Annotated in this window: 13 protein-coding genes; 4 read left to right on the top strand and 9 right to left on the bottom strand. The window is 28.7% G+C overall.

The window, feature by feature from the left end:
- Window positions 1–223 precede the first annotated feature (223 nt).
- Window positions 224–4,819, bottom strand: a complete 4,596-nt coding sequence (locus tag AC2TEO_RS05760; RefSeq protein WP_442267199.1) for a fibronectin type III domain-containing protein — start codon at window positions 4,817–4,819, stop codon at window positions 224–226.
- A 427-nt stretch (window positions 4,820–5,246) separates the two neighbouring features.
- Here AC2TEO_RS05760 and AC2TEO_RS05755 point away from each other — a divergent pair, with 427 nt between their 5' ends.
- From AC2TEO_RS05755 to AC2TEO_RS05745, 3 genes are all read left to right on the top strand, one after another.
- Window positions 5,247–6,230: a leucine-rich repeat domain-containing protein gene (locus tag AC2TEO_RS05755; RefSeq protein ID WP_442267198.1), complete on the top strand. Its 984-nt coding sequence runs from the start codon at window positions 5,247–5,249 to the stop codon at window positions 6,228–6,230.
- Window positions 6,231–6,379: 149 nt separating this feature from the next.
- Window positions 6,380–6,622, top strand: coding sequence for a helix-turn-helix domain-containing protein (locus AC2TEO_RS05750; RefSeq protein ID WP_442267197.1), 243 nt, complete (start codon window positions 6,380–6,382; stop codon window positions 6,620–6,622).
- Window positions 6,591–7,286 carry a hypothetical protein gene (locus AC2TEO_RS05745; RefSeq protein WP_442267196.1) on the top strand — a complete coding sequence of 232 codons (696 nt, stop codon included), beginning with the start codon at window positions 6,591–6,593 and terminating at the stop codon, window positions 7,284–7,286. Before AC2TEO_RS05750 ends, AC2TEO_RS05745 begins: the two co-directional genes overlap by 32 nt.
- Here the strand turns inward: AC2TEO_RS05745 and AC2TEO_RS05740 are convergent.
- From AC2TEO_RS05740 to AC2TEO_RS05705, 8 genes are all read right to left on the bottom strand, one after another.
- On the bottom strand, window positions 7,283–7,942 hold the full coding sequence (locus tag AC2TEO_RS05740; protein ID WP_442267195.1) for a DNA adenine methylase: 660 nt from the start codon (window positions 7,940–7,942) through the stop codon (window positions 7,283–7,285). The genes AC2TEO_RS05745 and AC2TEO_RS05740 overlap by 4 nt on opposite strands.
- Window positions 7,943–8,292: 350 nt before the next feature.
- Window positions 8,293–8,748 carry an META domain-containing protein gene (locus AC2TEO_RS05735; protein ID WP_442267194.1) on the bottom strand — a complete coding sequence of 152 codons (456 nt, stop codon included), beginning with the start codon at window positions 8,746–8,748 and terminating at the stop codon, window positions 8,293–8,295.
- Between the two features lie 61 nt (window positions 8,749–8,809).
- A complete protein-coding gene (locus AC2TEO_RS05730) occupies window positions 8,810–9,301 on the bottom strand; it encodes a hypothetical protein (protein WP_442267193.1) in 492 nt (163 codons plus the stop codon).
- Window position 9,302: 1 nt separating this feature from the next.
- Complete coding sequence (locus AC2TEO_RS05725; RefSeq protein WP_442267192.1) at window positions 9,303–9,803, bottom strand: cupin domain-containing protein; 501 nt, start codon at window positions 9,801–9,803, stop codon at window positions 9,303–9,305.
- On the bottom strand, window positions 9,781–9,963 hold the full coding sequence (locus AC2TEO_RS05720; RefSeq protein WP_442267191.1) for a hypothetical protein: 183 nt from the start codon (window positions 9,961–9,963) through the stop codon (window positions 9,781–9,783). The genes AC2TEO_RS05725 and AC2TEO_RS05720 overlap by 23 nt, the downstream gene beginning before the upstream one ends.
- Window positions 9,956–11,398 carry a sodium:solute symporter gene (locus tag AC2TEO_RS05715; RefSeq protein ID WP_442267190.1) on the bottom strand — a complete coding sequence of 481 codons (1,443 nt, stop codon included), beginning with the start codon at window positions 11,396–11,398 and terminating at the stop codon, window positions 9,956–9,958. The genes AC2TEO_RS05720 and AC2TEO_RS05715 overlap by 8 nt, the downstream gene beginning before the upstream one ends.
- Window positions 11,399–11,504: 106 nt before the next feature.
- Window positions 11,505–12,140 carry an NAD(P)H-dependent oxidoreductase gene (locus AC2TEO_RS05710; RefSeq protein ID WP_442267189.1) on the bottom strand — a complete coding sequence of 212 codons (636 nt, stop codon included), beginning with the start codon at window positions 12,138–12,140 and terminating at the stop codon, window positions 11,505–11,507.
- A 95-nt stretch (window positions 12,141–12,235) separates the two neighbouring features.
- A complete protein-coding gene (locus AC2TEO_RS05705) occupies window positions 12,236–13,063 on the bottom strand; it encodes a redoxin domain-containing protein (RefSeq protein ID WP_442267188.1) in 828 nt (275 codons plus the stop codon).
- 38 nt (window positions 13,064–13,101) lie between these two features.
- Here AC2TEO_RS05705 and AC2TEO_RS05700 point away from each other — a divergent pair, with 38 nt between their 5' ends.
- On the top strand, window positions 13,102–14,376 hold the full coding sequence (locus tag AC2TEO_RS05700) for a DUF2851 family protein (RefSeq protein ID WP_442267187.1): 1,275 nt from the start codon (window positions 13,102–13,104) through the stop codon (window positions 14,374–14,376).
- Window positions 14,377–14,417: the final 41 nt, after the last annotated feature.

The following is a 14,417-nucleotide window of genomic DNA, read 5'->3' as shown; positions in this document are numbered from 1 at the left end:
GTTATGTCTATAAAATTATTTTAAACCCTTGTTTGTTGATTATACTATTTTAATATATATGTACACTATATTATTCGTTTTTTTGTTTTTTAATCTGATAATCAGTTTGTTATTTTTTTTTTTTTTTTAGGTGAGTAGGTTAACTATAATTTTTGAAATTTAGTACAAAAAAAACACCCTTTCATAAAGTTGAAAAGGTGTTTTAATTTGAAAAAAAACTCTTTTATTTTTTAATAATTTTTAAAATTTCTGTTTTTTGATTTGAATGAATTCTTAAGAAATAATTTCCCGGTACATTAATATGAGATCCTAGGTTTTCTATTTTATTTTGATTTTCATTATATTTTTTATGATAAATTATTCTTCCTACAATATCATAAATACTAATTTCAAATTTAGTTTTATTAAAATGAGTTACATCCAAAATAAAACTTTCGTTAAAAGGGTTTGGAAATAAGGTTGATCTGTTTTTTTTACTGTTAAATACGTCAAAGTTAGTATTTGAATCAATAACATTAATAGTATAATCTTCTACTTCGTCACCATCAGTTGAAGAAGTTCCACATGGATTAGGATTACTATACCATTTGTAACGTACTCTTAATCTAGTAGCACCACTTAAAGCATCATTAGGAACAGTTATATTTTTAGTTTCACCTCCAATACCTCTTGTTTTTAGGAGCACTCTTTCATTAGGATCATCAAAAGAATTATTTTGATTCCAATCTATCCATGCCGCTACTACATTATTATTCCAATTACTACTACTAATTCCAGGAGTAATAGTAAGTGTTATAGACTGTCCTTTCGATACAGTTGTAGTTTGTGTAGTTGTATAATCACTATATGCATTATTACCACTAGAATTATTAATGCTGCCCAATGTAACTTGTGCTATATAATTAGTTCCTTTATTACCAGCTTCGCAATAAGAAGTATTTGTAGGAGGCAACGTTTTTACTGTTACAGTGTTACTATTATTAATTGATGAGTTTCCGGCAGCATCTTTAGCTTTTACAAAGTAAGTTGTTGTTGTGTTAGGAGTTAAGTTAGTTAATAGAAAGCTATTGGTTGTTGAAGTTTGAAAAGGGGTGGTTTCATTATTTCTAAAAATATCATAACCAGTTACACCTACATTATCTGTAGCAATAGTCCAATTTAAATTAGCTGTTGTTTGTGTAATATCGGTAACTTGTAAGTTAGTAACATTAGATGGAGGAGTAGTGTCTGTATTTGAATCAATAACATTAATAGTATAATCTTCTACTTCGTCACCATCAGTTGAAGAAGTTCCACATGGATTAGGATTACTATACCATTTGTAACGTACTCTTAATCTAGTAGCACCACTTAAAGCATCATTAGGAACAGTTATATTTTTAGTTTCACCTCCAATTCCTCTTGTTTTTAAGAGCACTCTTTCATTAGGATCATCAAAAGAATTATTTTGATTCCAATCTATCCATGCCGCTACTACATTATTATTCCAATTACTACTACTAATTCCAGGAGTAATAGTAAGTGTTATAGACTGCCCTTTCGATACAGTTGTACTTTGTGTAGTTGTATAATCACTATATGCATTATTACCACTAGAATTATTAATGCTACCCAATGTAACTTGTGCTATATAATTAGTTCCTCTATTACCAGCTTCGCAATAAGAAGTATTTGTAGGAGGCAACGTTTTTACTGTTACAGTGTTACTATTATTAATTGATGAGTTTCCGGCAGCATCTTTAGCTTTTACAAAGTAAGTTGTTGTTGTGTTAGGAGTTAAGTTAGTTAATAGAAAGCTATTGGTTGTTGAAGTTTGAAAAGGAGTGGTTTCATTATTTCTAAAAATATCATAACCAGTTACACCTACATTATCTGTAGCAATAGTCCAATTTAAATTAGCTGTTGTTTGTGTAATATCGGTAACTTGTAAGTTAGTAACATTAGATGGAGGAGTAGTGTCATTTGGTTGAGATCCTTCCGTAGTAATTGAAGCAGAATTACTAATGCTAGATCTATTTCCAGCAGCGTCAAAAGCGATTATTTGAAAAGTATATTGAGTCCCTGGAGTTAGAGATCGCATGGTTATTGCTGTACTTTGGTTATTCCAAGTGAATACCTCCTCATCGTTTTGTACGATAATATATCCTCCAATACGAGTATCATCAGTAGAAGCTGTCCAAGTTAAATCTACAGCAGTTTGCGGATTTTCATTTTGAGATTGTGGAACTGTAGCGGTTAAATTTGTTGGAGTAGAAGGAGGGGTGTTATCTTCTAATGTTTTAATTTCTATTGGAACAGAATTTCTTCTAGATCTTATGTTATTACCATCTACAGCTCCTACTGTAATGCTGTATGTTCTATCAGGATCTAGAGTTGTTAATTGAGCAAAAGTTAAATTATTAGGGGTTTCGTTTTTTGTATATAGAGTAAATACACCATTTACAAAAACGCTATATCCATCAATATTAGTACCAGAGCTGGTAGAAGGATCCCAATTTAAAGTTACTCCAGTTTTAGTTACATTTGTTGCTATTACATTTTTAGGAGCAGTAGGTGCATTTCCAGTAGTTTTTATTGTTGCAGATGTACTAATGTTAGACCTATTTCCAGCAGCATCGAATGCGATTATCTGAAATGTATATTCAGTACCATCATCTAAACCACGCATTGTAATTGAAGTGTTTTGACTATTCCATGTAAATATTTCTTCTCCATTTTGTACTATAATATAACCAGCCACACCTACATTATCCGTAGAAGCTGTCCAATTTAAATTTGCAGAAATATGAGAATTATTGTCAGGATTGGTAGCAACTAACCCTGTAGGAGTACTAGGAGCGGTAGTATCTGAACCATCAGAAATAAAAAAGTTTTTATTCGATATATCATAAAAAATATGATTTGTGCCTCTAACCATAATTCTGTTTAAATTACCTGTAATGTTTGGAACTGTAATTTGATGTAAACCATCGTTAGGAACATTAGAAGCTAATGTGGTATTAAAAGTAATTCCGCCATCCGTTGATAGTAATATATCTACGAAGGCAGCATTAATATCGTTGCTATTTGTTCCTGCAACATTCCATGTGATATTTTGATTTGTTCCAGGTGTCCAAATAATTTGATCGCTATTAGGAAAAGTTACAACAAAAGGACCAGCATTATCATTAATAGTAATTTTTGTGTTGTCTGAATTAGTACTTGCTCCACCGTTGTTATTATCTCTAACTGTAAATCTAAAATTCATTTCTCTTGATACGGCAGGAAGACTTTCCCATTGAGAAACGAATCCGCTGGAAACACCTGATATAGCTGGAAAGTACCTTTCAGAAGTAGACGAAGGAGGTAAAGATCTAAAAGCTGGACCAGATATTGCATAAGGAGAAATTGCTTCTATACCTATATCCATTTGTTCCCAAGTGTAGGTAAGGTTGTTTTGAGAATTATTAACATCACTACTAGATCCCTTTAAAACAAAAGGAGTTGATTTTGGTATAACATAATCTTTTCCTGCGTTTGCAGTTGGTGAAGAATTTCCTGTATTTATTCTTGTTTCACAGTTTGTGTTTGAAATAATATTCCACATTTCCTCAATACTTTTTGCATGAAAATAAGTGTCTCTATCATTAATTACATTAGGAGCACAAACACCAGAATACGACATTATACTTGATCCACTACCAGGTTCAATAGCGTTTGTGTTAACCCTATTTCCATTACAGTAATTATTAAAAGTATGATTAGCTCCTAGTTGATGGCCAATTTCATGAAGGAATAATCCATAAAAAAAATTACCGGTAGGATCATTGGCTGTAGAAACTCCTTTTCCTTTTCTTGAATTATCACATATTACACCCAAACCCCCAAAACCACCTGTATTAGATAAATCTAAAACATGACCAAGATCAAAACTGTTATTACCAATACTATTTGTAATAACATCATGAGCTTCATTTATTAAAGTACTACTGCTACCACTTGTTAATCCATCAGTATTTGAGTTAAGAAAAATAATAGCATCATTATTTGCTACTAATTGAAATCTAACACTTAAATCTCTTTCATAAACAGCGTTTATATTAGTCATTATTTCATTTAATCCTGCAAGTACTGCTGCTTTTTTTTGTTGATTAGTACCATTAATAACATTAGCTCTATTTATATAAAATTGAGAAAATTCTGCCGTTGTAGCTAAAGCAAACCGGTAAGTTCTTAATATACCATCATTAGCATTTCTATTTTTAAAATTAGAAGTTACTTTCTTTAATTTTCCTTTAATAGAAGATAAGTTGCGTTCATTGTGTACACCGCATTTAAAAGTATCATTTGTTTTCTCTTCAGTAATAGAAGTTATTGAATAGAGGTTTTTATTTGAATTAGATTGCTTGCCAAATGTTTCTTGGGTGTTATCTGGTTTTGTGATAACTCCATTAAGTTGATTAAAATTTAAGTTGATATGAATAGTATGTCTACTTCCATCTGTCGCAATTCCAGAATAAGATTTAATGCTAGGGAATTTTTTTGCTAAATCTGGGTTCAAATTTGATTTTTCAATCATTTTATATTCTTTTAATACTCCAGATTTATTAGGGAAAGTAACAATTGTTTCAGGTTTTATTAAAATTTCGCCTTGTTTAGGAGATTGAGAAAGAATTTTTTTTAGTTTATCAAAATCCAAATAATAGGAGTTAAAGGGAGTATTTTGTTGATGAATCTTGATTGTTTTATCAGTATTTTTTTTCCAGAAATTATTTGTCTGAGAATACCCAGTATGCAACATTAATAAAGTCGCTATTAGGAGTGTAAACTTATTTTTCATTATATAAATTATTTAATAGTTTTTAAAAAAGATATTACTTTTTAGTATTGATGAATTTTATTGCATAGTGTTGTTTTATATGTGATTATGATTAAATTTTTAATTGAATTCTATTAATTTGAACACCTTTACACAATTAGAATAGTTTAAGTTTTTACTTAATTTTGTGTTGCGTAACAGATAAGTTTTTTAGGTTAATTATCTGTTTTAAAGAGAATTAATCGGGGTAAAATTATTTAAAAAGGATAGCTTTTTTATGCACGATATTATTCAAAATGCATACAATATTAATTAATTGGTTAAGTTGTTTGAAAGTAGATATAAATCGAGATTAAGTTTTAAAATTACAATAGTGTTTTTGTTATTTAATACCTTCTGTTTTTCAATTTAAAAGTTGTACTTTTCGAAGTGTGAAAAATGAAAAACAATGAAAGCTACTTATTTTTGTTTACTATTATTTATTTGGGATATAAGCGTTAAAGCTCAGAAACCTGTTGCTGTGAGGTCAATTCCTGAGGCTGTTTTTGAAATTGAAAAAGGAAAAAAAGTTTCATTAACATTACTTGATGATCAATCAACAGAATTTCCAAAGGATTTTTTTAAAATTTCAAAAGAAAACTTAGTTGCTTTAATAATTGATGGTTGTAAATACAAATCTATTCCAAAGGAAATCTCAGAATATCAAGAGTTAACCTATTTTAGATATTCTTGGTTTGGTTTTTCAAAAGGGCCAATTACTAATATTCCTAAAGGAGTATTTAAACTTAAAAAATTAAAAGGATTAGTATTCGAATCAATCATAGAAAGAGATATTTCTGCTGATATTTCAAATCTTCAGAATTTAGAGTTATTAGAATTATATAGAACAAAGCTTAAACAATTTCCAAAAGCAATTTTAAAACTGAAAAAGTTAAAAATATTAAATCTTTCATGTGCTGAATTCAATGAAATTCCCGAAGAGATAATTGAGTTAAAAAACTTAACAAAGTTACAGTTTGATGGTGGTGGTTGCGGAGCTACTCCGATCAATAAAATTCCAGAATCTATAGGGAGTTTATCGAATCTTAAATCTATTAGTTTTGGTTATGTAAAAGGAGGATTAGGATATTTACCTAAATCATTTTTTAATCTTAAAAAGTTAGAATATTTTGGTTGTTATGGTTGCGGATTGAAAGCTTTTCCACCTGATTTAGAAAATTTAAAAGAGTTGAAAAGTATACAGATGATGAATATGGATGATTTCGGATTGCTACCAGAAAGTTTATTTAAATTACCAAATATGAAGCGATTTATGCTTTTAATTCCTGGAGGAAAGGCAAGTAAAGCGTTAGTGAAACAGAAAAAAAGATTAAATATTTGGGGAGCAAAATTAGATAAATACGAAGTTGAAATAGAGCATTGGGAATATTAATAAGTTGCACACAACTGAAAAACCAGCCGTACAAAAGCAAAGAGTGCTATTGCACACATTGATTTTTTCTTACCTCTGACTGATAATGCTAATTATAGTCTGTTGTTTGAGCTGAATACCAAAGTTAAATTTACATACTTTAATTAGCAATGGATTCAAAGCAAAGCATACTAATAAAATTTGGAAAAAGAGTTCGAGAAATCCGAAAACAGAAAGGTTTTTCTCAGGAAGAATTAGCGCATAAAGCTGATTTACACAGGACTTACATTGGTATGATTGAAAGAGCAGAAAAAAATATAACACTATTAAATATTGAAAAAATTGCCAATGCTTTAGAAATAAGTATTAAAGATTTATTCAATGATCTACAAGATAAACAAAACTTTCAATAGAAATTTAGGGTTTCAGGTTTCACATAATGAAATTTTAGAATCAGTTAATAGCCTAAATTTATTTTTAGAAACTTTACCTCCAAATTTATATCGTAGCATAGATTTTAAGACAACAGGTGCTTTGATTGGAGCTGTATTCTGCACTAAATTAGTGGAGAATATACAAGATTCAGTAGTTAATCCAATAGAAAAAGGGCATCCAGATATTATACCTACTTCAGGCTTAGGTTCGTCAGAAGAAATCTTAAGAAATTATCCTGAAGGTATAGAAATTAAAGGAACAATAGGGAATTTAAAAACTGGCTCAAATTTGAGGGCGGGAGAAGTTAGGGTATCAAAAATAAGCGGTATAACTTGGCAAGCACATCATCGCGAGGTTAATTATTTACTTGGTGTAGTTTGGGATTTTGTAAACGATAAAAATGGTTTTAATTTCCCTGCAATAACTGGTGCTTTCTTTTCAGATACATTAACACCTGACGATTGGGGTGAAATATCTGGAACAACTGGAAGAAATACTAAAGTTACAGGTATGCGTAAAAGTGGAAAAATCAAAATGGGTGAAGGTTGGATTCTACTTTATGACAACAAAGAGTACGTTAACAGGTATTCAAAATTACTAAACATTGATATTGGAGAACAAGGTAGTTTGTTCGGGAACTAAACATTAGATCTGTAATAAATCATTTCTTTATTTACTTTACCAGCTACACCTTTTAAATCAACTAACGGTTTAAAAGGTAAGTAATCACCTTCTTTACCTTCACAAAATATTACTTCGCCTTTTCTATTTAATGCCCATTCTGCTAATTTATCATAGTCCAATAATTTACTGCTATGTCTGTAACCTAAACCTGCTTCACCTTTATAAGGTGGATCAATAAACCAGGTAGCTTCTATATCTGGTGCATTTGAATAATCATCATTTAATATTTGCCAGTGTTTAACTTTATACAAATTTTGAGACATAATTCTCTTACTTATTTCCCAATTTCGTTCAAGAACAGCAGTAACTTTGATTGTTTTAAAATGAAAAGCCATTTTAGTTGCTGCGTGAATTATATGAAGAAAATCTGAACTTTTTTCACCAATTTTTAATTCAGGTAAATTTAGAATTTCTTGCTCAGTAGCTTCGTTAATTAACCAATTCCAGATATTGGAAACTTTTTCGTCTTTTTCTATTAATATTACATTTTTCTTCCAATTATCTTTATAAGCAGAATATGCGGCAGCACCAGCGAACGGCTCTACTATTGTATCAAATTGAGGAGCAGGGTAATATTTTGATATTTGTTTTTTTCTTCCGTAATAGTAGAACATTTTTTTCGCTAATTATAGTATGCAAATTTAAAAATGTTTTTTGAATTAAACAAATGAATTAATTAAATCTCCTTGCTGTTTTCAAGCACATTTGCTTTTATAGTGCCTCAATAACTAAAAGAGTTTTCAAGTCAGCTCTGTTGACAAACTGAACGAAAAAGCCAGTGGATAATAACGTATACAAAAAATAGCGATTTAGGTACTTTAACAAAATTTAATTTTATAAACTTAAGGTCAGTTATTAACCAAAAAGCTAGTGCTTAAAAATCCGCTACTTTTCACATATAAGACCGTTAACAATAAGATTTACACCCGTTAATTATAGCTTAACGCTTATAACTTTTTGTGAATTAATCTCTTTCTAATACTATAGAAACTTTATCATAAAATAAAATCAAATTCCCTTCAATAACATCATAACGATTTATTTTATTAATAGAAAATAATTGAGTCCATTCTGGTTCAGATATAAGTGTTGAAATAACAGAGAATGAAATATTTTTATTTTTAGTTACTTCATATTCGCCATTAAAAAGATTGGTAACTGTATGACCAGAGACAAATCTTTTACCTTCTTCATTAATTTTAGTGAGTTTTAGTGTAATTTCTCCATTATTAAAATCAGGCCAAGTTGGTTTTTCATTTTTTGTTATTTTATTACCGTTTTCCATATAGTAAGCAACTTTCCAGTTTCCATCTATATTATGAAGTTCAATATTATTTTCTTCATCTTTAGAACAACTTGTAAGACTTATTAAAAGCGTGAAAAATGTAATTGATAGAATAGTTTTAATTTGTTTTTTCATATTCATATAAAGTTTATACTCTATAGATATTAAAAATTAAAAAGGTTGCGTATTAAATATATCATCCAGGTAAATGAATTCTTTTTAAATCTTTTCCATGGAGTATTATCAATTCATTTTCTAAATATTGAAGTATTTCTGGACATCCGCATTTATAATCATCACAAGAGATAATTTTTTTCTTTCCACCTAGTTGGATTGTAATTTTTAAGTTACTCTTGCAAGATCGATCGCAAGAATAATTCTCATTGAGTTTCCAAATATTACTAGTTTCAATTTTTTGAATTAAACTCATCAATTGTGCTTTGGAAATATATTGCTCAGACTTTTGATAATATTTAGCTAATTCAGATTCATTTCCAAGAGCATTATTACTTAGTTTTTCTGGGTAAAAAGTAAGTAATGTATCTTTTAGAATAAAAGTATCGTAATGAAAAGCTCCTCTTTCTAATTTAATTTCAATACTATTTAGAATTTCATCTTTTTTTTCAATACTTCTAGAACAGTTGGTGAAGAAGATAATAATAAATAGAAAAAGAATTAATTTTTTCATTTTAATGATGTGTAAGTCGTGTAATAATTTCCTCGTGTTGTGGAAATAATTCTATTAATACCTTTCGTTCAGGCAATACAAAATCATTAAAGTCAAAACCAGGAGCAACGGTGCATCCTGTAAATGAAAAACTGTTTTCATCTACAACTTCAGCAGCAAACCAATATTGAGCAGGAACTACAAATTGCGGAATCTCGTTATTTACAATATCATTCCCAATAAGTACGAAAGAATATTCACCTTCAGGAGAAATCATATGTAATTTTAAGGATGTTCCTAAATAAAAGTGCCACATTTCATCTTGATTTATTTTATGAAATGCAGAAAAACTCTCTGAAGTCAATAGAAAATAGATACCAGTGCTGTGATTTCTGTCACCTATAAAATTCTCTGATAAATTCTCATTTTTTATAATTCCGTTACTTCTATAAGTTTCTTTAAAATATCCACCTTCAGGATGTTGTGTAAGATCAAATTTATTAACTATCTGTTGTGCTGTCATTGTTTTCTTCTGCTTTAGCTTCGTTTGCTTTTTTTATAATTGCTTTTAAGCGTTCTTTAGTTTTTTGTTTTTCTAGTCGAAGCTTGTTTTCTTTTTGCTTCATCAATCGACTATGTTTAGCCTTATTTACTGTGTTTTTAGCTTTTCCTTTTTTAGGCATGGTGTCTGTTTTTTATTGCTAATAATCCTAAGAAAGTTAATAATCCGTTTAAAATTAGAATGAAAAATCCAAAATCAAAATCTAAATTATGTTTCGTGTAATAACTAATTCCAAAGGTTAAAAATGGAGATAAAATACAGATATATGGAACTAATTCATCTTTTACATTAAATTTAGTGAATAACCCAAAAGCATACAATCCTAAAAGCGGACCATATGTATAGCCAGCAAACTGAAATATTTTCGCAATTACACTTTCATCTGCAATAAAATATTTGAAAATTAAAATAGTAATCACCAGAATAAAAGAAAATAATACATGAATTTTTTTTCTAGTTTTTTCTTTTTCAGCTTCATCTTCTTTTTTATCGATTTCTAAAATATCAATACTAAATGATGTAGTTAAGGAAGTTAAAGCACTATCGGCACTAGAATATGCTGCGGCAATTAAACCTAATAGAAAGAATAAAGAAGCAGCAATTCCTAATTCACCACTCATTGCAATAGTTGGAAATAACTGATCTTTATGAGCATCGATACCATTTTGAGCTGCAAAATCTGTAAGTAAAATTCCTAAGGCAAGGAAAAAGAAGTTAACAATAACTAAAACCAAAGTAAACCAAAACATGTTTTTTTGAGCATCTTTTAAACTTCTACAAGTAAGATTTTTTTGCATCATGTCTTGATCAAGACCAGTCATTACAACAGCAATAAAAGCTCCAGAAAAGAATTGTTTCCAAAAGTAATTTCCAGCTTTTACATCATCGAAAAAGAAAATTTTAGAGAGTTTATTCTCATTTACATAACTTAATAAACTTTCAATTTGTAAAGCGTCTTTTATTGCAATAATACACACACCAACAGCAATCAACATAAATAAGGTCTGTAAAGTATCTGTCCAAACAATAGTTTTTATTCCTCCTTTAAAAGTGTACAACCAAATTAATAAAATGGTAATGGTAACAGTTACCCAGAAAGGAATTCCATAAGCATCAAATAAAATTAATTGTAAAACATTAGCAACTAAAAATAATCGGAAAGCAGCTCCTATAGTTCTAGATATTAAAAAAAATGAAGCTCCTGTTTTATAACTCATTTTTCCAAAACGTTCTTCTAAATAAGTATAAATAGAAGTTAAATTGAGTTTATAGTATAGAGGTAATAAAATAAGGCCTATTATAGCATACCCTAATATATAGCCCAAAACCATTTGCATATATCCCATTTGTTGATTTTCTACCCAACCAGGAACAGAAATAAATGTCACACCAGATAAAGAAGCTCCAATCATTCCGAAGGCAACTAAATACCAAGGAGAGGAGTTATTTGCTTTAAAAAAGGTTTGATTGTTTGCGGATTTCCCTGTTAAATAGGCAATTAGTATAAGTACACTAAAATAGGATACAATTAAGAGTACAATATGTATTGGTTGCATTACTTTAAATTTATTAGAAGACTAAGATAGGAATAAATAAAAAGTGCCAACAATTATAAAATTGCCAGCACTTTTAAAAAATAGTCCCCAATTAAAATTTTTTTAGTTAGTTGAAGTCCAAGGTTACTTGGTCAATATTTTTGCGGACCTTCTTTAAATCTTTCATATAGTCGTCTTCAGCTCTAAAACCTAACGGTAAAACTAATACAGATTGTAAGTTTTTTTCATTTAGTTTTAAAATTTCATCATATTTTTCAGGAATAAAACCTTCCATAGGACATGAATCTATTTTTTCTAAAGCACAAACAGTTAGTAAATTACCAAGAGTAATGTAGGCTTGGTTTTTGTTCCAGGTTAGTAATTCTTCTTGAGTTTTTTTTGAAAAAGAATCTATTAAAAAATCTTTGAAAGGATTTAAAATTTCATCTGATGTATTTCTGATGTTTTTTACTAATTTGAAGTAATTTTCAACATCTTTTGTTGTTTGTTTTTTAGGTACACATAAAACTAAAACATGTGAAGCTTGTGCTACTTGTTGTTGGTTCCAAGAATGTTCCACTAACTGTTTTTGTAATTCTTTATTTTTAATTACTACTAAAGTTACTGGTTGTAAACCGTAAGATGTTGCAGTTAAATTAAAAGCTTCTTTTATAGTTTGTATCTGCTCATCAGATATGTATTTATTATCGTCAAATTTCTTTACAGCATAGCGCCATTTTAAACTTTCAATAGTTGTACTCATTGCTTTGTTTTATAAATGCATTGCAAAATTACAATTAACTTTTACTTGAAAATGAAAATGAATATTGAAAAAAACTATAGTGAAAATGAGGAATTTTATAGTGAATTTTTATCAATGATTTTCAGGAAAGTAGCTGGTTCTGGTCTAACTCTATAGTTATCTGTAAGGTCTGCAAAAATAACTTCATTTTCTTTATTGGTAATAATTACAGTAGGCATTACAACATCAGATTCATATCCAAAAACTTGAAATCCCATAGGCAATCCATTTTCATGAAGAATATTTAAATTTCTTGCATTTTCGTTGTTTTTATCAGTTAAATAATGAAAAGGAACATTATGTTTTTTAGCTAAATTTTCAGTAAATTCATGAGGTTGTGAACTAATTAAAAATACATCAGTATTTCTCTTGGAAAGTTCTTGATATTGATTTGCTATTTCCTTGATTTGTGCCATACAAAGTGGACACCAATTTCCTCTGAAAAAAAGCAAAACTTTATAATTACTATCAAATTCTGAAAGATTCACTTTTTGTTTCTGAATATTTTCGAAAGTTAGTGGAGGTAATTTTTTTCCAACTTGGATAATCTTTTGCTCTCTCTTTTCAAATTTAGAATACCAAGTCAAATATAAAAACCATCCTAAAGCTAATGCTATACTAATTACGATTGCATTTAAATTTAATGTAAAAAAAGTTACAGCTGTTCCAATTATTACAGGAACAGTAAAAGAAGTTAATGTTGTACTTGTTCTTGCTACAGGTTTTATAAATAAAGAGCTAAAGAAAATTATAATTGGTAATGTGTTAAGTAAAAGTCCAACATTAGTAAGATTACTATCGAATTGTATAAGTGTTTTTACAAAAATGATTAAAGCAAAAACGGGTAATACACTTATAAAAATTGACTTAAGTAGATTTTTCATAAATTTATTGTCGAAAAAAGAAAAAGAAATTACAAACTATGAAAGAAAATTTCCTTCATTATGTATGGCAGTACAAGTTATTTAACACACTCAACTTAAAACTGACATCAGGAGAAACACTTCAAATATTACATTCTGGATTATCTAATAAAAATTCTGGTCCAGATTTTTTCAATGCCAAAGCAATTATTGATGAAATTTTATGGTATGGTCATGTGGAAATTCATGTGAAATCATCAGATTGGTATCAGCATAAACACGAGGAAGATAAAAATTACGATGCCGTAATTTTACATGTTGTTTACGAACATGATGTAGATATTTACATGAAAGGAAACAAACAAATTCCAACTTTAGAGTTAAAAGAATTTATCGATAATTCTATTGTAGAAAAATATGCATCAATATTTCAACAACAAACAAATTGGATTTCTTGTGAAAAAGAAATTCACACGATTAATAGTTTTATATATCAAAACTTTACAGAACGGCTGTATTTAGAGCGATTAGAAAGTAAATCTAAGTTTATTTTCACTTTACTAGAAAATACAAATTATGACTTTGAAGCCGTATTGTTTCAATTGTTAGTCAAAAATTTCGGGCTTAAAGTTAATGGAGATTCTTTTCTAAAATTAGCAACTTCATTCGATTTTTCTTTGGTTCGAAAAATTGGAGCTAATGAATTTCAATTGTCAGCTTTGTTATTTGGTCAAGCAGGATTTTTAAATGAAATAGAGGAAAGTGAATATCAAAATAAACTTAAAAAAGAATATGAATATTTAAAGCATAAATACCAGCTGAGTTCATTAGATAAAAATGAATTTCAATTTTTTAGAATGCGACCTAATAATTTTCCAACTATACGATTAGCGCAAATAGCTACTTTGTATTCAAGTTACAGAAGTTTATTTTCTAAACTAATTCATTTAGAAAATATACATGGTTTTTATGAATTAATTTCCACTGGTGTAAATGAATTTTGGGAAGAGCATTATACGTTTATGAAAACATCAAAGAAGAATAAAAAACGATTAACAAAATCATTTATAGATTTACTTTTAATCAATACTATTTTACCATTAAAGTTTGTGTATTTAAAACACAGAGACGAATTTGATGAAGCTCCCTTTTTTAAATTACTAGAAAATATTCAGCCAGAGAAAAATACTATTATTCAAAAGTTTGAATCGTTAAAAATTAGCTCAAAAAATGCTTTAGAGAGTCAAGCTTTACTCCAACTAAAAACAAATTATTGTAATGAGAAAAAATGTTTGTCTTGTAGAATTGGAAATTCAATCTTATCAAAAAAATAAAAAACGCTAGTAAAAATGGTTTTAATTGTGTTTACAATAAC

The sequence above is a fragment of the Tenacibaculum aquaeponti genome (genome assembly GCF_057221555.1).
This window is presented reverse-complemented; position numbering and strand designations above follow the sequence as displayed.